The sequence below is a fragment of the Croceicoccus sp. YJ47 genome (assembly GCF_016745095.1).
GTDB lineage: Bacteria > Pseudomonadota > Alphaproteobacteria > Sphingomonadales > Sphingomonadaceae > Croceicoccus.
The window spans coordinates 2,212,419-2,236,281 of the sequence record NZ_CP067087.1 but is presented as its reverse complement, the minus strand read 5'-3'; the positions used below and the strand labels follow the sequence as shown (position 1 = coordinate 2,236,281).

The window sequence follows — 23,863 nt, the reverse complement described above, 5'->3', positions numbered from 1 at the left end:
AAAAATTCATCGACGCCCTTCCCTCATCCATCGCGCAGCGCCTTGTCGAGCCTGTCCCATTGCTCCGCCCCGCCCGGCAGGCCGAGGCGGAGCCAGCGCGGCGCATAATCGAACCGCCGCGTCAGCACGCCATGGCGGGCAAGACGCTCGAAAAGCTCCGGCGCCGCATCCGTCTCGATCAATGTAAAGAGCGGACAATCCCCGACCGACGCAAACCCGTGGCCACGGAGCAGGCGCGCAAGACGATCCGCCCGCGCGTCAATATCCGCCCGCGCCGATGCGATCCATTCGTCATCGACATAGGCCGCCGCCCCGATGGCAAGCGCAGCCGCATGAACGGGCCAGTCGCCCAGCCGCCGCCGATAGGCCGCGATCACCGCCACAGGCCCGAGCACGAAGCCGAGCCGCACCCCGCCCAGCCCGAAAAACTTGCCAAAGGACCGCAACACGATCAGCCGGCGCCCGTCCGCCACCGCGGCGGCCATGCTATGCTCCGGCCGCGCGTCGGCAAAGGCTTCGTCGACGATCAGCCATTCGCCCTGCTGCGCCTGCCGGTGGAGCAGCGCGTCCATCTCCGCCCGGGACCGGCAGTGCCCGTCGGGATTGTTCGGATTGGCGAGCAGCAACGTGCCGCCGCCGTCGCTCGCCGGGAACACGGCGCCGTGGCTGCGATAGGCGGGCGCGATATGGCGCCCCGGCCCCGGCACGATTCCGGAGAGCAACCGCAGGGCGATCTCGCTGCCCGGAACGGCGCAGAGATGAGCCGGGTCGAGCCCGAAAAAGCGCGCCGCCACCTGCTCCAGCCCGGCCAGCGCCGCCACCGACGGCAACGCCGCCCAGTTCCAGCCCGGCGCGCGCGCGACCGGCCACGGCACGGGGTTGAGCCCGGTCGACAGATCGACCCACCCCTCGCGCCTGTCGCCGTAATGCGCGCGCGCCGCGTCTAGACGCCCGCCGTGCCAGGCGAAGGCGTCGCTCATCCCGCGACCACGAGCGCGAGCAACATAGCCGTCTCGCACAGCTCGATACCCGCGCCATGGCCGTCACCGGAAATCCCGCCAATCCGCCGTTTCAGCCACACACCCCACAGCGCCCATACCACCGGCGCGACGAGCAGCGGCGGCGCGAACCACGCAGCGGCAATTCCCCCGACGCTCCACACCACCATCGCAGGCCCGTGACGAACCGCGGCGAACTGGCTCCCCAGCCCCGTCCCCCGCTGCGGGAGGAACCGGTTCCACATCAACGTGCCCAGCCGCGCAAGCGCCGCCACGGCGAGCAGCGGCCAGCCCGCCCCCCGTTCCAGGAGCAGGACGAGCAGCACGAATTTGGCCAGCAGCTGAAGCGCGATGACTGTCACCGCAAAAGTCCCGGCATGCGGGTCCGCAAGAACGGCGTCGAGGCGGGCCGGATCGCGATGCGCGCCACCCGCCGCATCGGCGATGTCGCCCAGCCCGTCGAGATGCAGCGCGCCCGTGACCGCTACCCACATCACCAGCGCAAGCAACCCGCCCAGCATCGGGTCCACCATGGCCCCTGCCGCCGCCGCGCCCCACACCATCGCCCCGACGATCAATCCGACAAGCGGGAACCAGCGCATCGACGCGGCGAAATCACCCGACTCCATCCGTACGCGGGGCATGGGTATGCGGGTCATGAATTGTATCGCGATGATCGCGGATCTCACGGCTGCAACGCCAATATGCGGGCGCCGCCCGGCTCGAACCGGTGGACCTCCAACGTGACGAGCACGCCATAGGGCAGGTCGATCGCCCAGGATTGCGCGTAACCGAACCCGCAAAGGCGGCACAGCGCCGCCCGGATCGACCCCGCATGCGCCACGATCAGCGTGTCCGGCCCGACCCGGCGCAGCGCCCGTGCCACCCGGTCGCACAGCGCGGACCAGCGTTCGCCGCCGGGCGGCGGATCGGCATCGGGATCGGCCCAGAACCGCGACAGCGCCGCATCGTCGAGATCGGCTGGCGATTGCCCCTCCCATTCGCCGAAATGCAGTTCGCGCCAGTCCGGGTCGCTCCGCACCGCAACGCCGTGCCATGCCGCGATCCGTTCCGCCGCGAGGCACGCCCGCATGAGATCGGAGGAGATGACCGCATGCAGGAACAGGCCGACGCTCTGTTCGAGACAGGCCGCCGTGCCCGATTCCAGCGGCGCCGGATCCGCATGGCCGATCAGCGTGCCCGCCCCCGCAGTCCGGCCATGGCGGATGAGATAGAGCCGTTGCCCGGTCATGCGCGATCCGTGACCGCGGCTTCCTCGAAGGTTGCCATGGAATCATGCGCCGTCACCGCCGCGCGCACGATCGGGACCGCGAGCGCAGCGCCCGTCCCCTCGCCCAGCCGCATGCCGAGATCGAGCAGCGGATCCAGCCCCAGCGCCGCGAGCAGGCGGCCATGCGCCGCCTCCGCCGAACGATGCGCGGCGAGGCAATGGTCCAGCATGTCGGGATGCGAAAGCGCAAGCGGCAGCACCGCCGCCGCCGCGATGAACCCGTCGACGAGCACGGGGATACGCAGCTGCCGCGCGCGCAGCACCGCGCCCGCCATCGCGGCGATCTCCCGCCCGCCGAGCCGGCGCAGCGTTTCGAAACCATCGGTGCAATGCGCGCGGTGGAGGGCGAGCGCCCGGTCCACCGCGGCACGTTTATGCGCCAGCGCCGCATCGTCCACGCCGGTCCCGCGCCCGACCCATTCCGCCGCCCCTTCGCCAAATCCGCAAGCGCAGATCGCCGCCGCAGGCGTGGTGTTGCCGATGCCCATCTCGCCCACGAATAGCAGCTGTGCCGCAGGATCGACCGCCATCGCACCGGCGGACAGCGCGGCAAGGCACTCCGCCTCGTTCATCGCGGGGGCGTCGCAGATGTCTGCGGTCGGCCCCTCCGCAGTCAGGTCCACGACCGAGAGTTCCGCCCCGCATGCCTGCGTGAGCGCGTTGATCGCCGCGCCGCCGGCGTTGAAATTGGCGACCATCTGCGTGGTGACTTCGGGGGGGAATGCGCTGACCCCGCGTGCGGCGACGCCGTGATTGCCGGCGAACACCACCGCCTGCACCCGGTCGAGCCGGGGCCGGGCCTGCCCCTGCCACCCGGCGATGAAGACCGCAATCTCCTCCAGCCTGCCGAGCGATCCGGCTGGCTTGGTGAGCTGCGCCTGCCGCGCCCGTGCCGCCGCGATGGCCGCCGCATCCGGGCGGGGCATGGCGGCGAGTGCGGCGTGAAACGCGTCCCGCGTCGCAAAGCCGTTCATGATACGGCGCCCATCCTGCTGTCGGAAACGGTCATTGTCTTGTCCTCGCACGGCGTTCGCCCCGCGTGAGCGTACCGTGGGAGAGCACGGCCGTGACACCTCGCACGGCCCGGCGCCCCCGGGCGGCATCGACGCACGAGGCAGGTTTCATCCGTCGCTGCGCGAGGCGAGCCCCGTTCGGCCGGGGCACCCTGCCCGGACGAAGAACGACCGCGACCGGCAGGTCTCCTGGCTTGCGGGTCGATGCCATGCGTGCCGCCTTCTCGGGACATGAAACAACGTCCCAATGGCGCCTGGCCCGATGGCTCTCCGCTTACAGTTGCAGGGGCAGCGCGGGGCTTTCACCCGACTTCCCTTTCAATCCCCGCACGGGGAACCTGTCGCATCCGCCGGGATATGGCGCGGCCCGTCGTTGCGCAAGCGGGAAATGCCCGGCCCGCATCGGGCGGCGGTCACCGCCCATCCGGCCTTCATTCCGCGAAATGCCGCGCGATGAATTCGGCGCCCAGCCGCAACCCTTCGGGATCGACCGAATGGCCGATGCCGGGCGCCGCGTGGCTGGCGACATCGAAGCCGCACGCCGCCAGCGCGGTTTCCGCATCCGCCATCGCGGCAAAGGGGACCACCGGGTCCGCATCGCCATGCACGAGCAGCACCGGCGGTTTCGTGACCGCCTCGTCGCGAAGCTGCGCCGCGCCGGTCAGCATGCCCGAATACCCCACGATAGAGGCGACCTGCCGCGACCGGCGCGGCCCGATATGCAGCGCGAGCATCGTGCCCTGGCTGAACCCGACGATGGCGAGATCGGCCTCGGTCAGATCATATTGCGCGAGCTTTCGCGTGATGAAGTCATCGACGGCGCCCGCCGCATTCTGCGCCCCGCGCGCCAGCGCATCGGGCGACAGATCGGCGAGCGGCCACCATTGATACCCCATGCCCATGTCGCAGGGGTTGGGCGCATCGGGTGCCAGGAAAAGCGCATCGGGCAGAGCCTGCTGCCACATGGGCGCAATGGAGATGAGATCCGCCCCGTTCGAGCCGTAGCCGTGCAGCAAAAGCACGATCCGGCGCGGCGCCGCCCCCGACAGGGGCTGACAGCTTTTCCCATTGACGATCTTCGACATGAAAGGCCTCGCTCGCTCTTCCGCCGCGAAACGGGCGGAACGGCCCCGCCCATGGCGCAGCATGCGGGCGAAGTCCACACGGGTCCGGCCCCCGGCATGCTGAACCCCATCGCGAAATTGCGCGTGGCGGCACACCCCCGGTGATCCCGCCCGCGTGATCCCGCCCGCGAGCGCTTCTGCAAGCTTTACGATAAGCTGCCGAGCCACCCGCCTGCCTGCCCCGCCCAATCCTTGGCCTTCGCACGATCCATCCATGGCGGTCGCCGTAATACGCCGCGACCCGTATCATGTTGCGCGGATGCGGAGACATTCGCGCACTACGCCCCGGCCCCGCCCTTGTTTCCCGGAAAGCGGCAGCGATGCACACGCCCCCCGGTCATGCGCGGCTTCGCGGGCGCACCCATGGCGGATCAGGCGTTTTCAAGCCATTCCCGGTCATAGGAACGGTCCTGCATGTCGTGACGGCCCAGCACGCATGCGGAAAGATCCGTCGCGAGAAAGCCATCGCTCGCCGCGTCCTTGCGGGCCCAGTCGACAAGCTCAGTCCGGTGAGCAAAGCGCCACTCATCGCCGCGCCGCTCGTACCGGTCGAGATAGCGGCCGCAGATCAGCATGTCATACGGCGCGCCTTCTTCCACGATGCGATGGAAGGCGTAATAATACACTTCCCCGAACGCGACATCGGGCCGGTCCGGATCATAGTCGATGAGATGCTGACCGATGATATGCTGATTGGCGAGATGCGCCTTGAGCAGGTCCTGCGCAAAGTCGACGAATTCAGGCCCGCTGCCTGTAAAGATGCCGTAGTCGGTCGTGGAATCCGGCCAGAATGTCGAAAGTTGAAGCGATCGGTCGAGCCGGTCCTGACCCCGCATGTATCGCGCCGCCAGGTCGCGGATGGCATCCTTTGCAAGCAAGGTCGCAAGTTCGGTCACTGATCTCTCCCGGCTGGCGCAAAGGCAACGGACATCGGCCTTCGCGCAAGGAGGAAGGGTCGCATTCGCATGCGCGCCGGGCGACTGAAGTTTTGGAGAGGGGCATTTTGCGTCAAAACTGAGCCTGAGGGAGCGCGCCCACCGTTCCGACATGCAATGTCCCGACGCGCGATATGCGCGACACGGCATTGCCATACGCCCCCGAATGACGAACGATCCTTTTAATTCCATCGGTCTGCCCCGCGTTTGGCTCGCCCCGTCGTATACCGGTCCGAAAACGGAATAAGTTCGGACCTTTTCCCGCGACGCCCGGTTGGTCCTACGGCTTCTCGGGACAATCGGGATCGATACGTGCCGCGGTAAAACCGATTTGAAAACCGGCACATACGGCATGTTCGCTCCATCGCGATCGCCCCGCAACATAGCCATTTTGCAAGCGCTTGCATGCGCGACAGCCGTTCGCGCACGCCGATGTTCCAAGCGCGCGCATACGAAAGGGAGAATCAAGGATGTCCACCGATACGCCCACGAACGCCGCCATGGCGGGCAACGCCGCGCCCGATACCGGCCCCGCGCCGCAGCAGGGCGCCGCGCCGTCCGCCAATCCCGAGATGCGTGCCGCCGAACCGGCAACGGCGCCCGTCGCGAACCCGTATTACAGCTTCGCCCCGCCCACCGCGGATCGTCAGGCCGAAACCGCGGCGCTCGCCGCCGCCGGCCTCGTCGCGCAGCCCGAGCCGGAGGCGGCCGAAACGCCCGCCCCCCCGGTGCAGACCGTCCTCGCCTTCGTCGACGATGAAAAGGACGAAGACGAAGAAGGCGCCGAAGACGCCGCCGAGGATCTGCCCGCGAGCGCATCCATGGACTGGGGCTTTCAGGTGGATGCCGCCATCGCCGCCGCCGATGCCGAAGCCGTTCGTGCCGCGCCGGGCGAGGATGGCGAAGGTGCCTCCGCCCTTGCCGGGATGGGCGACGGATCGGGCACCCTGCTCGCCATCGCCGGGATCGCCGCGGTGGGTGCAGGTATCTATTTCCTGGTCGATGACGACGACAACGATGTCGACATCCCGCCGCCGCCGGTGAACGAGGCGCCCACGATCACCTCCGCCGAAACGATCGACGTCGATGAAAACACGCCGACCGACACGGTGGTCTATACCGCCACCGCGACCGATCCCGAAAACGACGACATCACCTTCACGCTCGAAGGCGACGACGCCGATGCCTTCACCATCGATGGCGATACCGGCGAAGTGCGTTTCGTCGCGTCGCCCGATTTCGAGATGATGGACAGCTTCGACATCACCGTCGTCGCCACCGACAGCGACGGCGCGACCGATTCGCAGGACGTGTCGATCACCATCAACGACATCGACGAAGGCCCGACGGTTGCGCAATATAACACGCTGCTCAATCAGGTCGCGTTCAACCTTACGGGCGACGATGCGTATCTCGATGCGGAGAATATCTTCGCGACCGAGTTTACCGCGCTCAACGGTTCGGGCGTGTCGGGCGTCGGGATCGCGGGTTATGACGCCGATAGCGGCACGGTGACGGTCACGATCATGGCCGAGGGACTGGAAGCGAATCAGCTCCATCCGCAGCATATCCATGGCTTCATGGCGGGCGAGGATGGCTCGGTCATGGAATCCATGGTGCCTACGCTCGATTCCGACGCAGATGGCGACGGTTTCATCGAGCTCATGGAAGCGGCCGGCGATTACGGGCCGGTCCTCCTCAGCCTGACCGAGAACGGCGAATTCCCGACGGCGAACGCCGATGGCTCGCTGTCCTTTACGCAGACCTACACCCTGCCGGAACAGGATCTGGGCGAGAACCCGATGCTGGCCTTGCGGGAATTCGTGCTGCACGGGCTCACGCTTGAGGCAGGCGAAGGTTCGAACGGCGGCGAGGCCGATGGCACCGCGGGCTATAAAGCCACGCTGCCCGTGGCGGCGGGTGCGCTCGACGCGGTGGATGCCGATGGCGGGGACGGTATCGTCGCGATCATCGACGCATTCGGCGCGGACGGCGATTTCGCGAGCGAATTCGGCCTGATCGCATCGGCGCTGACCGGCGTGGACGCGTATGAGGAGGCCGACCGGTTTTTCTTCACGCCCTATACGCCGCTCAACGGTTCGGGCGTGTCGGGTATCGGCCTCGTCGGCTTCGACGAGGATACCGGGACCATCACCGTCACGATCCAGGCCAGCGGGCTTGAGGCAGGGCAGGTCCATGCGCAGCATATCCACGGCTTCATGCCGGGCGAGGATGGCTCGGTCATGGAATCCATGGTGCCCACGATGGACGTGGACGACGATGGCGACGGCTTCATCGAACTGATGGAAGCAGCCGGAAGCTACGGCCCCGTCCTGCTCAGCCTGATGAGCGATGGCGAGTTCCCCATGGCGGATGAAAACGGAAACCTCTCCTTTACGCAGAGCTTCCAGCTGCCGGAACAGGATCTTGGCGACGACCCGATGCTCGACCTGCGCGAAATCGTCCTCCACGGGCAGTCGCTCGCCGAGGGCGAAGGCAGCAATGGCGGCGAAGCGGACGGTACCGCGGGCTACAAGGGGACTTTGCCGGTCGCCGCGGGCGCGCTGGACGAGATTACCGCGCTCGATCAGGTCGACCTTCAAATGATGATCGACGCCTTTGCACAGGGCAATGTGCAGATGGACATGGCATCGAGCGCATCGTTCGCCTGACCCCGCCATGACGATGCGCCGCGGGGGCGGGATCGCCCCGCCTCCCCGCGGATCGCATCGGCATCGACTCTAAGAAAAGGGCGCCGCGCAATGCGGCGCCCTTTTTCGTGGTATCGATGCGCGGCGCCGCAGGATGATGCGCGCGGCATGTGGCGGCCAATCCGGTGGGGCGTTTTGCCGTGAATGGGGGCGATGGCGGGCGCGGGCCGATTCCGTGACGGAAAGGCGACCTGCAAGCGCGTAAGCGCGACCGCGGATTGGGTCGCCAGCACCGGCAAGGCCGCTTCGGCAGCCCATACGTCCGTAACGGGCGCCGCTCTATGCTGCGCCTGTCGCCTCGCCGAAGCGATGCGAGGTTCAGCGGGTCACGGCGGCGGTGTCCGGCCGATTGACTGCCATTACGGGCGGACGCGCGCCTCGTTCGGGCGCGATCCGCCACACCGTGTTCGACACGTCGTCCGCGACCAGCAGCACCCCGCGCGCCGCATCGAATGTCACGCCGACCGGGCGACCGCGCGCATGTCCATCCTTCAAAAAGCCGGTGAGCAGATCGACCGGCTTGCCGGAGGGGCGTCCGTTGCGAAACGGCACGAACACCACCTTGTATCCCGACGGATCGCTCCGGTTCCAGCTGCCGTGTTCGCCGACGAAGGCGCCCTCGGCAAAGGCCCCGCCGAGACCGCCGTCGCGCGCGAAATCCACGCCGAGCGCCGCGACATGCGAGCCCAGCGCATAATCGGGCGCGATCGCTTTTTCCACGAGATCGGGCCGCTGCGGCCGCACGCGCGGATCGACGTTCTGCCCGTAATAGCTATAGGGCCAGCCATAGAACGCCCCCCGCCGCACCGAGGTCAGGTAATCGGGCACAAGTTGCGGCCCCAATTCGTCACGTTCGTTCGCCACGGTCCAGAGCGCGTTCGTCTGCGGATGGATGGCCAGCGCGGTGGGATTGCGCACGCCCGAGGCGTAGATGCGGCTCGCCCCGCTTTCCCGGTCGATTTCCCAGATCACCGCGCGGTCCTCCTCCACGTCCATCCCGCGCTCGCCGACATTGCTGTTGGAGCCGATGCCGACATAGAGCCGCGAGCCGTCCGCGCTCGCGGTCATCGCCTTGGTCCAGTGGTGATTGATCCTGGAAGGAAGTTTCGTCACCTCCGTGCCGGGGCCGGGGAGGCTGGTTGCCCCCGCGGTATAGGGGAAGCTTACCAGATTGCCCTGATTGGCGACGTAGAGCGTGTTGTCGACAAAGGCGAGGCCGTAGGGCGCATCGAGCCCGTCGATGAAAACCGTCTGCAGATCGGTGCGCCCGTCGCCGTCGCTGTCGCGCAGGAGCGTGATGCGGTCGCCCCCCTCGACCGGGCTTTTGCCGCGGCTCTTGATCAAACCGGCGATGACATCCTTGGGCCGCAGTTTCGGGGCATGGCCGCCGGACCCCTCCGCCACCAGAATATCGCCATTGGGCAAGACGAGCGTCTGCCGCGGGATTTTGAGATCGCGGGCGATCGGCGTGACGGTAAACCCGGCGGGAACGGTCGGCAATTCATCGCCCCAACCTTCGGGCGTCGGTATCTCCATCGCGGGCAGGAGTGTATCGTTCTGCGTCGGGAGGTCGGGCCGCGCGCCGGTCTGATCGAGCGAGGGATCGGACGAACGCTGACACGCCGAGAGCGAAAGCGCCGCCGCAAGGGCCAGAAGGGGAAGACGGTTCATCGGCCATACTCCACCGCGCGCCCGCTTCCATAGGCGAGCCAGCCGCGACGAGCGCGAGCACCGAACACAGGATCGACAGGACAAGCCCCACCGTACCCACCGAATGCCAGCCATCGCGCGCATGTTGAAACGCGTTCACCACGCCCAAGACGAACATGATCGCCACGACGATCAGATAGAACACGCGCCGCCCGCTGCCCTGTCCCGACCGACCGAAAAACACGGCGAGCAGCGCCCAGGCGAGAACGAGACCGGAAAACAGATCTGCCCCCGCGATCAACCACTGCGAGAAATTGGTCCACTGGACCTCGGCGGTGTTGAGATAGGTGATGTCGGCGACGAGCGCGGCCGCGAAAAGCGCCACCGGAAACGCCAGCAATATTCCGTGCAACGGTGCGATACCTGCACCCGGCCGCGTAGCATGCGTTCTCAATTCGTCCTCCTGTGCCGAGACGGCCATCCTCTATAATGCGCGGAACGACGGAGGTTTCCTGATCCACGTGTGGCCAGGCGAAAAGAAACGGGCATCGATGGCCCATTGCATCGCGGCGAAGGGGGATCGGTCGCGCAGATCGCTATCGAAGTCAAACCCGTACGCTCTCGCGCCGAGCCGCCACGGAGACCCGAAAAATGGCGATATTTCAACTATTAACCGGAAATAGTGCCAGAAGAGGCACCGAACTTCAAGTCCATGTAATTGTTATATTTTTTGAAGTTCAGAGGCCGAAAAAATCTGCCCCCAAGTCTTGCCCCAGGACCATTTTCCAGCGTCGATTTGATGCCAGAATTGTCCCCATTCGTCCAGCCTCGTTCGCCCAAATTCAGCTAGCCCGGTAGCCAAGACTACTCACACTCCGGATGACCATGTTAGTCCCGACTTTTGAAATCCGCACGCGAGACAAGCCTTGTCTCATTCGCTGGACATCCCTATTTTACGCGCGAAGGCGATGGTCAGCTTCGCCAACGATATAGCCCAAACGTGTTTCCGGTCACTCCTGATGGCTGATATTGGAAAAAACCGGGCTTAGGGGTCGCTCTTTTTGGAGAGCGGCCCCTTTTCGTTGGTCATGCAGATTAGACGGAACCGGTACCTCGCGAGGTTGGAAAGGGTTTGACGCCATCGCCTAACGAAGTGCGCTGAACGGGATAGAGCCAAGGGGCTTCGCTGGCATTTTGGGGAATGCTGTGTATCCGGGGCGCTGGATATTCCGCCTCGTCTGATCGTAGTAAACTGACAGGATTCCTGACAAAAGAAATTGAAAGCTGTGGTGTAGCTGCTGCTCCGCTAGACTCAGGAATAGGTACTTCGCCTTCATGTTCTTCGGTGTCAGCTTTTCGGGCGGACGAACCTTGAAAACGTACCATCCTGAAAGATCGCCGATAAATCCGATCATCCCGTCAAACGTCACGGACGGCGTGTACAAATCCGAAAGCTTTTTGAAGATCCGCCCTTCTTTTTCTGCCGCGCTGTCGGCCAATTGGGAACCTGCGCCCACCAATGCGAGAAAGGGACCTCGGCGACGTTGAGCAGGGTCTTTTCGATCGCATCGACAAACATGTGAAGCGTTCAGCAACGTTCGACACTCGGTTTCGATGTCGGCGTCTCTCAGGGTCTTCTTGACCGACAAAATCGCGACGACGCCTTCAGGGGGAACAATAACGGTCTCACCCATTCGCTGAAACACCGGATAGGTGCCAGTATCATACACGATTATGTCTAGCTGGGTTGAGTGTGTGTCCTCTTCACCCGACCTGAACCGATCATTTTGCCCGGTTTTCACTGCTGGCCGGAGAACGAAGCCAGTGAGAACCTCCAAATCCTTTGGTAGGTATTTTTGAAGGTAACTTCGCAACAGCGCTTCGACATAACGTCCGTCTTCACCCCTATGCTCCGCTCCTGCCGTGGTCGGATGCGGAAGCAAAGTCTCGAATTGCCGGTACACGGCGAGCAGCGCACCGACCTCTTGATTCCAGAATTCTCTTAGTCTTTCACCGTCCATACCGGCCCTTTGTGACCTACGAGACTACGATCAGCAACCAGCTAGAAGCGTTTTGGGAACTGCTGACACCCAGAGCACTAGCGCATCCTCCAAACGCGGGTCATCTGAATCTCCCGCATCGCGCATAAAGTGCTCGCTAGCGATGGAGAGAATGCCGTCACCACAGGCGCGCATGGCTTTGCCATGCCGCCTGCCTTCCGGCGAAGATGGGAGGGGGAGGGAAAACCGCAAATTGATGCCCTGGCGCGGGCCCGCGGGCGTCAGCCCGCCACCCGGGGGCGTCTATTTGCGGTTTCGGGAACGAGAGGGCGAAGCCCTTGGCGTTCCCGCGAAAGGATCGCGTCAGCGATCCGCACAAACAACGGCACCCTTGCACGGCGCGAAGCAGCCGGAAGCCCTGCGCGCGCGATCGGTGCGCCAGCGGGCTTCCGGCAATGAGAGAGGCAAGAGTGCCTGCGGGTTAGCTCAAGAACGCCGCGCCGTCAGGAGCGCTGGAAGCGAGGGACAGCGCGCGTCATCCAGAAAATCCCGCTCAATTTGAACCTGCTCCTGATCGTCACCCGAATGGGCCGGGACTACAGGCCCGGTCCGCGCAGCGGATAGAGCAGGTCGACCGCAAGGGCAGCCACGTGATCGGCAAGATGATTTCTTGCCCGCAATTACTTGTGCCATCTTGTGATTCAGCTGTCCCTCTGCCTTAGATGCGCGCCATGAATGCAGTTGAAATCGAAGAGGCAATTTCAGAACTGGCCGCCCAGCCATTTGACCGGGCGGAGTTTCCATTCGCGTTTCTCGAAGCCTTTGGGCGCAAGGCGAACACGCTGAAGCAATTGCGGGCCGGGACAACCAATGCCTCGGACCTTCCCGGCGGCATCCTCCAGCGCAACAATATCCATATCGCCACGTGCGATCCGGGCACGGTCGACGAGACGCTCAAGGCCCTGCGTGAAAGCCCCAAGACGAGCGCGGCAAAAGCCAAGTTCATCCTCGCCACGGACGGCACCGACTTGCAGGCGGAGGATTTGGTCAACGGCGAATCCGTTGCCTGCGCCTACACCGACTTCCCGAACCACTTCGGCGCGTTCCTGCCGCTCGCTGGCATCACCACCGTCAAGCAAATCCGCGAGAACAGCTTTGACATCCGCGCCACCAGCAAGCTCAACAAACTCTATGTCGAGCTGCTGAAAGAGAACCCCGAATGGGCCACAGCAGAGCGCCGGCCCGACATGAACCATTTCATGGCGCGGCTGATCTTCTGCTTCTTCGCGGAGGATACCGACATCTTCAACGGAGAGGGCCTGTTCACCTCCACCGTCGAGCGGTTCAGCGACCGGGAAAGCTCCAACACGCACGCGATCATCTCCAACATCTTCCGCGCGATGGACACACCCACGCGGCACGAAGGCAGGCTGGACGATCGCTATCGCAAGGCGGCGAACATCCCGCCCCACGCCGACGCCTTTCCCTACGTAAACGGTGCGCTTTTTTCAGGCAGTGTCGAGGTGCCACGCTTCAGCCGCATGGCGCGAAGCTACCTGCTGCATATCGGCGGCCTGAACTGGAAGCAGATCAACCCTGACATCTTCGGCAGCATGATACAGGCGGTCGCCGATGACGAGGAGCGCGGGGCGCTCGGCATGCATTACACCAGCGTGCCGAACATCCTGAAGGTGCTCAACCCGCTGTTTCTCGACGACCTGCGCCAGCAACTGGATGAGGCGGGCGACAACGGCCGTAAGCTGGTAAACCTGCGCAACCGGATGTCGAAGATAAGGGTGTTCGATCCGGCCTGTGGATCGGGCAATTTCCTCGTCATCGCCTACAAGCAGATGCGCGAGATCGAGGCCGAGATAAACAAGCGGCGCGGCGAGAGCGAGCGCGACAGCGACATCCCGCTCACCAACTTTCGCGGCATCGAACTCCGCGACTTTCCGGCAGAGATCGCGCGCCTCGCGCTGATCATCGCCGAGTTCCAGTGCGACGTGCTTTATCGCGGCCAGAAGGTGGCGCTCGCCGACTTTCTCCCTCTCGACAGCGAGAACTGGATCACCTGCGGGAATGCTCTTCGAATGGACTGGCTGGAGCTCTGCCCTCCGTCGGGAAGCACGGTGAAGGTGAGAGGAAACGATCTTTTCAATACCCCACTTGAACAACCTGAAATCGATTTCGAAAATGAGGGCGGTGAGACCTATATTTGTGGCAATCCCCCATATGTCGGCGACAAGTTTCAGTCGCCAGAGCAGAAGGGAGACCTGCGACAGCTTGACGCTGGTAAACGCACTAAAGCGGTAGATTATATTGCAGGATGGTTTTGGAAAGCCTCCGATTTCATTCGAAGCGGAGGCTCATTCGCGTTCGTTTCGACAAATTCAATCTGCCAAGGGATACAGGTACCGCTTATTTGGCCTGCGATCTTCAAAAGAGGGCAGCGGATTGGATTTTGCCATAAGGACTTCTATTGGTCCAACAACGCTAGCAAGAATGCAAATGTGATCTGCATCATCGTCGGGGTCACCACCGACAAACCTCGCGAGCTCCGGATTTACGAGGGCGATACGAAACGGATAGCGCAGCACATCAACGCATATTTGATTGATGGCCCTGACGTCATCATTGCGAAGAGCCCTCAGAACATCAGCGGGCTACCACAGATGTTTGCTGGGAATATTCCAAGAGATCGCGGCAATTTCATGTTCAGCAAGGAAGAGCGAGACGCTGTTCTTATTACTCACCCGGGCAGCGCCGAACTGTTCCGAAGAATTTTTGGATCGAGCGAGTTCATCAATGATCTCGTTCGATATTGCCTTTGGATCGAAGATGGCCAGGTTGATTTGGCACTTAGCATCCCGGAAATAGCTAATCGCCTGGCTGATGTTAGGGCTTATCGCGAGACTGGAAGCGAACGCGGAAAGCTGGGAATTGATACGCCGTATAGGTTCGAACGCACTATCGTTGGCGACAAGAGCCAGCTCATCATTCCAAGGGTATCCTCCCAGCGTCGAGAATTTCTCCCGGTTGGATTGCAGGATCGCTCGGCAATTATCTCTGATGCCGCACAGGCGATATACGATTCCCCAGTCTACGTTCTGTCACTTATTTGCTCGCGAATGCACATCTGCTGGGTAGGCCTAACGGCTGGGCGAATGAAGTCCGATTTCCGATATTCATCAGGCGTTTGCTACAATACCTTCCCCGTCCCCAAGCTCACGGAACAGCACAAAGCCGACCTGACCCGTTGCGCCGAGGATATCCTCCTCGCCCGTGAGGCACATTTCCCCAAGACCATCGCCGAGCTCTACGATCCGGAAAAGATGCCCGAAAACCTCCGCCACGCGCACGATCGCAACGACGAAGTCCTCGAACGCATCTACATCGGCCGCCGCTTCAAAAACGACACCGAGCGCCTCGAAAAGCTGTTCGAACTCTACACCAAAATGACCAGCGCAAAGGCTGCGTGAGACATAACGACGTGGCGCGTTGGATGGGGGACTGTAATGGATTGGTTGGCAACTGAAATCGGGAAGCTGAGTTTACTCGGCATATATGGGCTGATCGCAGGTGCTGCTGGCAGCCTGCTATCCGGCTATATCTTTCCAAAATGGCTGCAAAAGCAGAAGTCTGAGCTAGAGGTCGAGGCCGAACAATTGCGCTTCAAGCTGAAGCGCCAGGAGTTGATGTTCGACCGTGAGCTACTGGCCGCCGAGGAATTTTTCAGGCTGCACGATAGCATTTTGGGAACCCCGCGTTTTCCCGATCCCGATTGGTCAGATGCGCAAGTTATCATTGCAGACAAGTTCGGGAGTCTTGTGGATCAGATAACGAAGTTCCTCGACAAGCATGGCGTTGCGATGAGCGAGAGTACGTCCAAGTCACTCACCTCTGCGAGGCATATCGCCAACCAAGGGTCGTTCGACGTGGCTCAAGAGACTTCAGAGGGTGAGTATGAGCCGGGGCAATACCCCAGCAAGATCGTTCAAAAGGCTGTCGATGAATTCTGGGAGCGTATCGAGGAGGCTCGGAAGCAAATGCGCGAGGATCTTTCAAACGGGTCTCTGACTAGTCCGAGCAAGAGCTGAGCGGAATCCGAGCCGCTAAGTCGGAGCTCAAGCAAAAGTAAAATATTGACTTTGGAGCGAAACAGAGCATATATCTCATTTGAGATACAGGAGTTGGTATGAATGCTCATAGCTCGATGATTCATGTCCGGATGGACAATGATCTGAAAGACCGCGCGACTGAGGCGCTGGCGGCGATGGGTCTGTCGACCGCCGATGCCGTGCGCCTGCTGTTCCATCGCATCGCCACCGACCAGGCCTTTCCGCTGGAGCTCAAGGTTCCCAACGCGGAAACCCGCGCGGCGATGGAAGAGGCGGATGAGTTCTTTAAGAACGGTGGCGCGCCCCGCTTCGATAATGCTGACGAAATGTTCGCCGAGCTCGAGGAAGAGAGCAAAGCCCTGCGCGAGGCCGGAAAAGCAAAGTCTTGAAAAAAGCGGCTGCGAGCAAGCGTGCCGCGCTTCCCCGGACGATTGGCTATGCGAAGTCCTTCCTGAAGGACTTCGAGCGGCTGTCGCGTTCCGGCCGATACGATATGAAAAAGCTCAAGCAGGTTATGCTGCTGCTCATCGCCAATGACGCGCCGCTCGGCCCCGAATGGAAAGACCACACTCTCAAGGGGGAATGGCAGGGTCACCGCGAATGCCATGTTGGTGGCGATTTCCTGCTGATCTATCGCGTGGATGACATTCCGGCACCCGGCGGCGGCATTTTCTTCACCCGCGCCGGAACACACAGTGAGCTTTTCAAATGAGCGCCAAGGATCAGATCATTCCCGCCGTATCGTTCACGACTGCCCAGACCGGCGCGTCGGCCAAGTCGGACGAGCTGGGCATGCGCCCGATGCAGGCGCAAGCCTATGAGAAGCGCGGCGAACAATATCTGCTGATCAAGTCTCCTCCTGCCTCGGGCAAATCACGTGCGCTCATGTTCATCGCGCTCGACAAGCTGGCGAACCAGAATGTCCGCCAAGCCATCATCTGCGTGCCCGAACGCTCTATCGGCGCAAGCTTTAACAGCGAACCACTGAGCAAGTCCGGTTTCTTCACCGACTGGAACGTCGCCCCGCAATGGAACCTGTGCAACACGCCGGGAGCCGATGACCCCAAGGTCGCGAAGTCGAAGGTCAAGGCGGTCGGCGAATTCCTTGCGAGCGACGAAAAGGTGCTCGTCTGCACTCATGCGACGTTCCGCTTCGCATTCGACGAGCTTGGCCCGGAAGCATTCGACAACCGCCTGGTAGCTATCGACGAATTCCACCACGTCTCCGCAGATGCGGGCAACCGTCTCGGCGCGCAGCTTGCGCAGTTGATCGGACGCGACAAGGCGCATGTCGTGGCGATGACGGGCAGCTATTTCCGGGGTGATGCGATTCCAGTGCTTGCGCCGGAAGACGAAGCCAAGTTCGAGACCGTCACCTACACCTACTACCAGCAGCTCAATGGCTACGAGTATCTGAAGACGCTCGATATCGGCTACAGCTTTTACACCGGGCCTTACACCGAGAAGATCTCGGCGCTGCTCGATCCGACGGTAAAGACCATCGTCCACATCCCATCGGTCAATTCGCGCGAGAGCCTGAAAGACAAGCATCGCGAGGCCGAGGACATCATGAACCACCTCGGTAATTGGCAGGGCATCGATCCGGAAACAGGGTTCCACCTGATCAAGACGGCTGCAGGAACCGTGATCAAGGTGGCCGATCTGGTCGACGACGATCCCGCTAAACGCGATCGCGTGGCCGCAGCCCTGAAATCGCCCGATGCGCGGTCAGATCGCGACTTTGTCGATATCATCATTGCGCTGGGTATGGCGAAGGAAGGCTTCGACTGGATCTGGTGCGAACACGCGCTGACGGTCGGCTATCGCTCCAGCCTGACTGAAATCATCCAGATCATTGGCCGTGCAACCCGTGATGCGCCGGGCAAGACCCGCGCTCGCTTTACCAATCTGATCGCCGAACCGGCTGCGGACAGCCCGCTCGTAGTCGACGCGATCAACGATTACCTCAAGGCAATTGCGGCGAGCTTGCTCATGGAGCAGGTGCTCGCGCCCCGCTTCGACTTCACTCCAAAGGACGCGGGTCCGAAGCCGGACTTCCATTACGGGCCGGGCGGATACAAGGAAGGTGAGACCAATTTTGGCGTGAATGATCACGGCCAGATGCATTTCGAGATCAAGGGTCTCAAACTGCCAAAGAGCGTCGAGGCGACGCGTATCTGCCGCGAGGATCTCAACGAGGTCATTGCGACCTTTGTGCAGGACAAGGCAGTCGTCGAACGCGGCGTATTCGACCCCGACGTGGTTCCAGAAGAGCTGACCCAGCTCAAGATGGGCAAGATCATTCGGGAAAAGTACCCCGAATTGAGCGAACACGATCAGGAAGCGGTCCGCCAACAGGCGGTTGCTGCGATGACTCTGACCCAGCAAGCCAAGGCTGTGCTGACAAGCGATGGTGATGGCGAGATCAAGGCAAATAACGCCTTCATCGAAGGTGTGCGCAGGTTCGCGCTTAGCGTGACGGAGCTCGACATCGACCTCATCGATCGGGTCAATCCTTTCGAGGCAACGATTGCTGTTTTGGCTAAGTCCATGGATGCAAAGACCCTGTTGCAGGTTCAGGCGGTCATCAACGCAAAGAAGGACAAACTGACCTACGAAGAAGCGCGCGCACTCGCCGAGCGCGCGCTGGAATTCAAGCGGGAGCGCGGACGGCTGCCGTCGCTGACTTCTCAAGATGCGTGGGAACGCAAGATGGCCGAAGGCATCGCTTTCCTCCAACGCCACGCCACCAAAGAGGCCAGCAATGGCTGAACTGAGTGACCTCGAACTGCTGGCCGAGCTTGGTGTCGAAACAGCTCCCGAGCCGGTTCGAAAGCTGACCCCGCTTCAGGAACGCATCATAGCGGGATTCGAGGACATACAGCGTTTCGTCAAAGAGCATGGACGGCTCCCCAGGCATGGAGAGGATCATGACATTTTTGAGCGACTATATGCTGTCCGCCTTGAGAGGCTTCGCGCTCTTCCCGAAGCGCAAGAACTCTTAGCGAGCATGGACCCGGACGGCATTCTGGATGCGGTCGAGCCGTTTGGAAAACCATCGGACGAATTGGACGACACTGCGCTTCTGGCAGAGCTTGGCATCCAACCCGGCTCGGAAGATGACATAACAAAGCTGCGGCATGTGAGTTCTCGGGCCGAGAAAAGAGCGGCTGAAGAAATCGCCAACCGTGAGAGATGCGAGGATTTCGAAGAGTTCAAGCCGCTATTCGAGGCGGTTCAGGTCGATCTGAAGGCCGGTAGCAGACAGGCCAAGGCGCTCGGCTATTCCGAGGTCACTTTGACCGAAATCCAGCCGGGGAATTTCTTTATCGTAGGCGGGCAGCTCGCATACATCGCCGCCTCGACCGACGCTTTCACCACTCAGTACGAGCGCGCTGATCGCCGTGTCCGGGTCATCTACGACAACGCAACTGAGGCGACGGTCCTGTCACGCTCATTCCAGAAGTCGCTCTATCGGGACGAGTCCGCTAGACGCGTGAGCGAGCAAAGCGCCGGACCGCTTTTTGGCGATACCGCTGAGCCCGACGACCTGGATAGCGGCACGATCTATGTACTCCGCAGCAAATCGTCGCATCCCTATGTCGACGAACATCGCGAGCTGATCCATAAGATCGGCGTTACAGGTCAGCCGGTTCTGAGCCGGATTGCCAACGCGCGTAACGATCCAACTTTTCTGCTCGCAGATGTGGAAGTCGTAGCCGAATACAAGCTCTTCAACATCAACCGGACCAAGCTCGAACGGCTGATCCATCGTGCCCTTGGGCCCGCCCGCCTTGATTTGTCTGCAGGCGATCGTTTCGGAAAGACCGTTCAGCCACGCGAATGGTTCTTTGTTCCGCTTTCGATAATCCACGAGCTGGTCTCGCGGATCAGTGACGGATCCATCACGGAGCTAAGTTATAACCCCAAAACTGTGAGCTTCGAGAGGATATCCTGAGCAATGATTAGTTAGCCGCAGTTGGGGCCGCTAGCTGAATGGCGGCTATTGGCGACGATCTGGCTGATGCCGCCATTCAAGGTTCCGGAGCGCGCTCACCAGCCTGAAATCTGCCGAAGGCTAAATGGGCGTCAATCGACCGAAGAATCGTCTGAAAATCAGCGCCTAACTGGTCCTGGCGACCGGGAACCTGTTCGGCATAAGCGCGATGGGTGAGTACGCGCGAGCGGATCGAGGGCGATCGATGGGCGAACGCGACCTTTTCCGGCGAATCGAGACCCTTGCGAATAGCGATCGCAAGGATTTCCAGGACCGCGGGATTAGCTGAAACCTTGCCGGCCTCGTCAAGTGCATGTTGGACGAGCGCGGTGAGCGCTCCCGCAATCATGTAGAACCTCCGATTCATTAGCCGCAGCACGAAGTCCCGGGACCGTTTGCAGGTCCTGATCTGGGCGGGCATGACGCCAAGTGCAGCCTCAATGGTGGCGAACGGAGCACCACTCAGCCAAGCTCGCAGAGCCGGCTTCAACAATCCTATCTCAGCGTCGGTGCTATCTCCCCCGGTCTTCCGGTCGCGCGTGACCGCCTTGACCGTCTCGACATCGCGGCCGAAGAGCAACGCGTAGCTACGCCGGTCGGCGATCATGAAATCGACTAGCCAATCGCACCAATCGATGATCGATGTCGGCAGATCGTCAATCTCTGCCGTAATGCGTGTGGTGAGCGCCGTCAGAGGTTCGAGCTGCATGCCGCTGAATGCGGCGACCTTCACCGTCACAACCTCGGCTGCTTGGGCATCGGCGTCAAGCGCTCCCCTTAGCGAAGCGATCTTGGCATCAAAAGCCGCCTCATTGCCGGCCCTTCGTGCCTGAAAGGCTGCGAACGAACGGCTCATCATTTGGATCGGGCGATCGACATCCTGCTCCTCGCCGTCGCCAGCGCGCAAGCGGCTCAAAAAGTAGCGTACATCTGGGGAATCAACGTCGCCGAGCTGGATGCGGTCGAGCAAGGACGTCAGAGGGTCGTCGATCATGACGCATTGGTCGTTTGTAGGCAGCACCTTTCCGAGCATATCGAACGCCGCGCCGGTCGGAACCCAATTCGCGTCAAAGGCGACCGGCGGCTCTGGAATCAGCAGGACTGTCCCGTTGGCGAGGTGGCCCGCGCGGCCTGCGCGACCGGCAGCATTAAGAATCTCGTGGCCTTTGAGTGGCTCGCGCCCATCTTCGTCATGGCGCATTGTCCCTGCCAGGATGGCGACCTCAGCCGGCAAGTTCATACCTTGGGCGAGCGTCGGCGTCGCAACGATAATGCTTGCGCCGTCGCGTCGCCGAAAAAGCGACTCAGCCATACGTCGCTCGATAGCAATCATGTCACCATTGTGGGGTAGCGCGGGCGCAGTGGGATCCAGCAGCGAGTGCTGCGGCCCACCGAGCTCGGCGATGATCTCGGTCCAGAGATTGTTCTCAAATTCTGTAAGTGCGCCAACAGGTTGGAGGCCAGCTCTGATTCGTCGCGCGGTGCTGGGAGCGTGATCGGCCTGATTGACAAACATGATTGTCTTCAATCCTGCGCGAGCGGCACTAGCGGCGAAGGAACCACCGACTTCGTTGGAGTTTGGAGTTGCTCCGCCGACGCCGTAGTTCAACCGCACGTTGCCGTCAGAAAGTCGAACAATGCGGCGATCGGCAGGTGCGTTGCGCGCCCAGGCGTTGTGCAGCCCGAAGAGGGCGAATGGCACCAACTCAAGCGGTGGCTTGTTCGCAGGCTGTCCGTTGCGCTTGGCGAAATTTGCAGCTCGGACGACCTGATTCGCCCTGGTCAGCTGGTTTTCCGAATAGGTAACGACGCCGCGAGCCTGTCGGCTAGGCTTCCACGGGTCGAGAAAGCTGATGCAAGGACGGCCAGTGAGCTGACCGAGCCACTCCGCGACATCAGGGGCGTTTTGCAGCATCGCTGACAGCAGCAAATAGTCGGCATCGGGCGCTCGCCGGAGGGCATGAAGGAGACAAAGCATCGCGTCGACGCTCCGCGCGCCTCCGCCTGTTGGGCTTAGGAGGTGGCATTCATCAAAGACGATTAGGCCTAGTTCAGTGACGTCCGCATCGGCAAAGCTAAGAACTGCGAGTAGACGCTCCGGCGTCATCACCTCGATCGCGCCAAGTTCAGGACCGGAGATAAACGCGACGAGATCTCCATCGGCTGAAATCTCGTAATTGGCGAGGCTCTTAGGGAAGCTTTCGGCAAGGTCGTCGCGTAGCTGATCGACGAGTGCCAACGTGGGAACAAGGAAGATTACCTTCCGGCCGGCACTTAGCGTCGCGGCAATTTTCAATTCGGATAGGGTCGTCTTCCCAGCCCCGGTGGGCAGAACTAGGACACCGGAGGTGCCGGCGTCGAGAAATCCAGTCGCAATGGCTTGGCGATGATTGGGCCAAAGCGTAGGCTTTGTCAGAGCGCGGTGGCGCAGCCAGCGCCGCCAGGCCGGTTCGGCCGCTCCGACCGGCGCCGGTAGATTGGCTATGCCGGCTCCCTCTAGGCCATCGGCAACATGCCGGAGCAATCGTGCAAGATGACGTGGGCCGGCATAAGCTGAGACGAGGCGGGCACCGGGCCCAGGTGCTTCGAAGTTGGCGACGGCCAGTTGCGTGACGCGATCGAACAAGGCCTGTGGGGTGTCCAGGAGTGGATATGCCAGAACGGGCGGTACTTGGGCGAGAAGGCGTGCGACCAGATGGACGAGGCCGGCCCAGCAGAGGCCATAGAGACCCTGTGTCGCCTGTTCGGTGAGGCCTTCGCCCGGAGAAGGCTGTAGGCGCGCCAAGCGTTCTGCGCGTTCGAGGATCGCGGTGAACCTCTCTTGCGCCAAATCCTGGATGCTCTCGAGCAGGGCCCCGCGGTGAATGTCTTCGAGGCGGTCGCCAGTGAGCCCGCGCGTCGCCTCACGCGCATCTGGGCTTTGCTCGGCGATCAGAAACAGCAGCGGCGCGGCAATCCGCGGATGGATTGCCGCCGCACTTAGGAACGTGGTGCGGTCAGGTATCGCAGGCAATACGCGTCCGAGAATCTGATAGGCCGTGCCGGCGACAAAAGCTGCGGCCCGGCGTGCTTCGCCGTCGACGGTGTCATCGACTTGTGCTTCGTAGACTGCCGCAATACGCGAGAGACGTTCGATCTGGGCAATATAATCCGGCGCGTCGGCAAGTTGCGCCGCGCGAAGGCGCAGGCCGGCAAGCTCGGCGTAAATACTAGTGAGTTCTTGTGGCAGGATTTGCGGGTCGATACCGCGCAAAGGCGGTGCCGATCGGATGAGCGCCGCAGTTTCAGCGTCGAACATCGAACGCCTCGATTCTTGCCCAAACCCGTCCAGAGAAATCTTCGAACCATGCGCGCACGTCGTCGAGCGGCATAGTATTGCCGCCGCGCGTGGTGACATCGCCGGCAATCGCGTCATAGCCCGAAAAAAGAGCAAGGCGCTGCTCGGCAGTGAAGCCGCTTGGCGCAACGGTTAACGAAGCCTGGAATGCGAGCGGTCGCGTTCGGATCAGCTCATCGTAGGCTACGTTGCGTTCTTGGGGTGTGAAGCCCAAGCCAATCAAAAGTGTGATCGCTGCCTGCGCGAGTTGGTTGTCGCGCTCTCCCGAAACATATTCCCGAAAAGCCGCGAGGACGTCCTGCGAGAACAGCTGCCGCCAATTGGTCGTGCATTTGTACTCATAGACGGTTGCTCGTGTAAGCGTCCGCGTCCCCGGATCGATCGTCACCTTGACGCAGTCGGTACCTTGGTTGGTCGCCTTCAGGTGCGGATCAGAAATTGCGTCGTCAACAGTCGCGGTCAAGCGGGCAGCGACCCAGCTAATGATTTCGAACAAAAGGCCGTCTCGATGCCAGATCTTTGGATCGGTTTGGGGATGCAGTTCCAGGCGGAGCTTTTCCTTTAAAGCCGCGCTAACGATCGGAGGCGTGCCTGCCGGATGGACGCCGTCGAGAATCATCGCGGCGTGAAGTGCGCGGCCTATGAGGATTTGCGCACAAACCTCGGCCAGCTCGTCCGGATCGGCGACA

General features: G+C 62.0%; 17 protein-coding genes, 1 pseudogene and 1 riboswitch. Of the genes and pseudogenes, 7 read left to right on the top strand and 11 right to left on the bottom strand.

The features are described from left to right. Window positions 1–23 precede the first annotated feature (23 nt). The 6 genes from JD971_RS10925 to JD971_RS10900 all read right to left on the bottom strand — a co-directional run bounded on the left by JD971_RS10925 (window position 24) and on the right by JD971_RS10900 (window position 5,322). Complete coding sequence (locus tag JD971_RS10925; RefSeq protein WP_202083355.1) at window positions 24–980, bottom strand: threonine-phosphate decarboxylase; 957 nt, start codon at window positions 978–980, stop codon at window positions 24–26. Continuing rightward, window positions 977–1,687, bottom strand: coding sequence for an adenosylcobinamide-GDP ribazoletransferase (locus tag JD971_RS10920; RefSeq protein ID WP_202083354.1), 711 nt, complete (start codon window positions 1,685–1,687; stop codon window positions 977–979). Before JD971_RS10920 ends, JD971_RS10925 begins: the two co-directional genes overlap by 4 nt. Next, entirely contained in the window at window positions 1,684–2,250 is a 567-nt protein-coding gene (locus JD971_RS10915; RefSeq protein ID WP_202083353.1) for a histidine phosphatase family protein, read from the bottom strand. Before JD971_RS10915 ends, JD971_RS10920 begins: the two co-directional genes overlap by 4 nt. Continuing rightward, complete coding sequence (gene cobT / locus JD971_RS10910; RefSeq protein WP_202083352.1) at window positions 2,247–3,263, bottom strand: nicotinate-nucleotide--dimethylbenzimidazole phosphoribosyltransferase; 1,017 nt, start codon at window positions 3,261–3,263, stop codon at window positions 2,247–2,249. The genes JD971_RS10915 and cobT overlap by 4 nt, the downstream gene beginning before the upstream one ends. A gap of 200 nt (window positions 3,264–3,463) precedes the next feature. Next, window positions 3,464–3,659, bottom strand: a riboswitch (cobalamin riboswitch). 74 nt (window positions 3,660–3,733) lie between these two features. Then, window positions 3,734–4,387 carry an alpha/beta hydrolase gene (locus JD971_RS10905; protein ID WP_202083351.1) on the bottom strand — a complete coding sequence of 218 codons (654 nt, stop codon included), beginning with the start codon at window positions 4,385–4,387 and terminating at the stop codon, window positions 3,734–3,736. Window positions 4,388–4,797: 410 nt separating this feature from the next. Next, window positions 4,798–5,322, bottom strand: coding sequence for a nuclear transport factor 2 family protein (locus JD971_RS10900; protein ID WP_202083350.1), 525 nt, complete (start codon window positions 5,320–5,322; stop codon window positions 4,798–4,800). A gap of 509 nt (window positions 5,323–5,831) precedes the next feature. Here JD971_RS10900 and JD971_RS10895 point away from each other — a divergent pair. Then, window positions 5,832–8,033 carry a cadherin repeat domain-containing protein gene (locus tag JD971_RS10895; protein ID WP_202083349.1) on the top strand — a complete coding sequence of 734 codons (2,202 nt, stop codon included), beginning with the start codon at window positions 5,832–5,834 and terminating at the stop codon, window positions 8,031–8,033. Between the two features lie 357 nt (window positions 8,034–8,390). Here the strand turns inward: JD971_RS10895 and JD971_RS10890 are convergent, their stop codons facing one another. From JD971_RS10890 to JD971_RS10880, 3 genes and pseudogenes are all read right to left on the bottom strand, one after another. After that, window positions 8,391–9,743, bottom strand: coding sequence for a sorbosone dehydrogenase family protein (locus JD971_RS10890; RefSeq protein ID WP_202083348.1), 1,353 nt, complete (start codon window positions 9,741–9,743; stop codon window positions 8,391–8,393). Window positions 9,744–9,843: 100 nt separating this feature from the next. Continuing rightward, window positions 9,844–10,203 (bottom strand): annotated as a pseudogene (locus tag JD971_RS17190) (DUF2231 domain-containing protein); the annotation flags it as partial. 664 nt (window positions 10,204–10,867) lie between these two features. Beyond that, the gene (locus JD971_RS10880) at window positions 10,868–11,743 is read right to left on the bottom strand and encodes a DUF6602 domain-containing protein (protein WP_202083346.1); all 876 of its coding nucleotides are present in this window, start codon (window positions 11,741–11,743) and stop codon (window positions 10,868–10,870) included. Between the two features lie 701 nt (window positions 11,744–12,444). Between JD971_RS10880 and JD971_RS10875 the strand changes: the two genes are divergently transcribed. The 6 genes from JD971_RS10875 (at window position 12,445) to JD971_RS10850 (ending at window position 19,798) form a co-directional block, all read left to right on the top strand. Continuing rightward, entirely contained in the window at window positions 12,445–15,201 is a 2,757-nt protein-coding gene (locus tag JD971_RS10875) for a class I SAM-dependent DNA methyltransferase (protein ID WP_371809607.1), read from the top strand. A gap of 36 nt (window positions 15,202–15,237) precedes the next feature. Next, window positions 15,238–15,819, top strand: a complete 582-nt coding sequence (locus JD971_RS10870; protein WP_202083344.1) for a hypothetical protein — start codon at window positions 15,238–15,240, stop codon at window positions 15,817–15,819. A 116-nt stretch (window positions 15,820–15,935) separates the two neighbouring features. Then, entirely contained in the window at window positions 15,936–16,229 is a 294-nt protein-coding gene (locus JD971_RS10865) for a type II toxin-antitoxin system RelB/DinJ family antitoxin (protein ID WP_202083342.1), read from the top strand. Next, complete coding sequence (locus JD971_RS10860) at window positions 16,226–16,552, top strand: type II toxin-antitoxin system YafQ family toxin (protein ID WP_202083339.1); 327 nt, start codon at window positions 16,226–16,228, stop codon at window positions 16,550–16,552. The genes JD971_RS10865 and JD971_RS10860 overlap by 4 nt, the downstream gene beginning before the upstream one ends. Then, window positions 16,549–18,612 carry a DEAD/DEAH box helicase gene (locus JD971_RS10855; protein ID WP_202083337.1) on the top strand — a complete coding sequence of 688 codons (2,064 nt, stop codon included), beginning with the start codon at window positions 16,549–16,551 and terminating at the stop codon, window positions 18,610–18,612. Before JD971_RS10860 ends, JD971_RS10855 begins: the two co-directional genes overlap by 4 nt. Further along, window positions 18,605–19,798, top strand: coding sequence for a GIY-YIG nuclease family protein (locus tag JD971_RS10850; protein ID WP_202083335.1), 1,194 nt, complete (start codon window positions 18,605–18,607; stop codon window positions 19,796–19,798). The genes JD971_RS10855 and JD971_RS10850 overlap by 8 nt, the downstream gene beginning before the upstream one ends. Before the next feature lie 76 nt (window positions 19,799–19,874). Here the strand turns inward: JD971_RS10850 and JD971_RS10845 are convergent, their stop codons facing one another. Together JD971_RS10845 and JD971_RS10840 are read right to left on the bottom strand one after the other, a co-directional pair. Then, a complete protein-coding gene (locus tag JD971_RS10845) occupies window positions 19,875–23,135 on the bottom strand; it encodes a DEAD/DEAH box helicase (RefSeq protein WP_202083333.1) in 3,261 nt (1,086 codons plus the stop codon). Then, window positions 23,122–23,793: a hypothetical protein gene (locus tag JD971_RS10840; RefSeq protein ID WP_202083331.1), complete on the bottom strand. Its 672-nt coding sequence runs from the start codon at window positions 23,791–23,793 to the stop codon at window positions 23,122–23,124. The genes JD971_RS10845 and JD971_RS10840 overlap by 14 nt, the downstream gene beginning before the upstream one ends. Between the last annotated feature and the right edge of the window lie 70 nt (window positions 23,794–23,863).

Excerpts from the sequence above, each read along its gene's own strand:
- JD971_RS10925 (WP_202083355.1), bottom strand. The coding sequence starts at position 980 with ATGAGCGACGCCTTCGCCTGGCACGGCGGGCGTCTAGACGCGGCGCGC.
- JD971_RS10915 (WP_202083353.1), bottom strand. The coding sequence starts at position 2,250 with ATGACCGGGCAACGGCTCTATCTCATCCGCCATGGCCGGACTGCGGGG.
- cobT (WP_202083352.1), bottom strand. The coding sequence starts at position 3,263 with ATGAACGGCTTTGCGACGCGGGACGCGTTTCACGCCGCACTCGCCGCC.
- JD971_RS10905 (WP_202083351.1), bottom strand. The coding sequence starts at position 4,387 with ATGTCGAAGATCGTCAATGGGAAAAGCTGTCAGCCCCTGTCGGGGGCG.
- JD971_RS10895 (WP_202083349.1), top strand. The coding sequence starts at position 5,832 with ATGTCCACCGATACGCCCACGAACGCCGCCATGGCGGGCAACGCCGCG.
- JD971_RS10890 (WP_202083348.1), bottom strand. The coding sequence starts at position 9,743 with ATGAACCGTCTTCCCCTTCTGGCCCTTGCGGCGGCGCTTTCGCTCTCG.
- JD971_RS10880 (WP_202083346.1), bottom strand. The coding sequence starts at position 11,743 with ATGGACGGTGAAAGACTAAGAGAATTCTGGAATCAAGAGGTCGGTGCG.
- JD971_RS10875 (WP_371809607.1), top strand. The coding sequence starts at position 12,445 with ATGCGCGCCATGAATGCAGTTGAAATCGAAGAGGCAATTTCAGAACTG.
- JD971_RS10870 (WP_202083344.1), top strand. The coding sequence starts at position 15,238 with ATGGATTGGTTGGCAACTGAAATCGGGAAGCTGAGTTTACTCGGCATA.
- JD971_RS10865 (WP_202083342.1), top strand. The coding sequence starts at position 15,936 with ATGATTCATGTCCGGATGGACAATGATCTGAAAGACCGCGCGACTGAG.
- JD971_RS10855 (WP_202083337.1), top strand. The coding sequence starts at position 16,549 with ATGAGCGCCAAGGATCAGATCATTCCCGCCGTATCGTTCACGACTGCC.
- JD971_RS10850 (WP_202083335.1), top strand. The coding sequence starts at position 18,605 with ATGGCTGAACTGAGTGACCTCGAACTGCTGGCCGAGCTTGGTGTCGAA.
- JD971_RS10845 (WP_202083333.1), bottom strand. The coding sequence starts at position 23,135 with ATGTTCGACGCTGAAACTGCGGCGCTCATCCGATCGGCACCGCCTTTG.
- JD971_RS10840 (WP_202083331.1), bottom strand. The coding sequence starts at position 23,793 with ATGATTCTCGACGGCGTCCATCCGGCAGGCACGCCTCCGATCGTTAGC.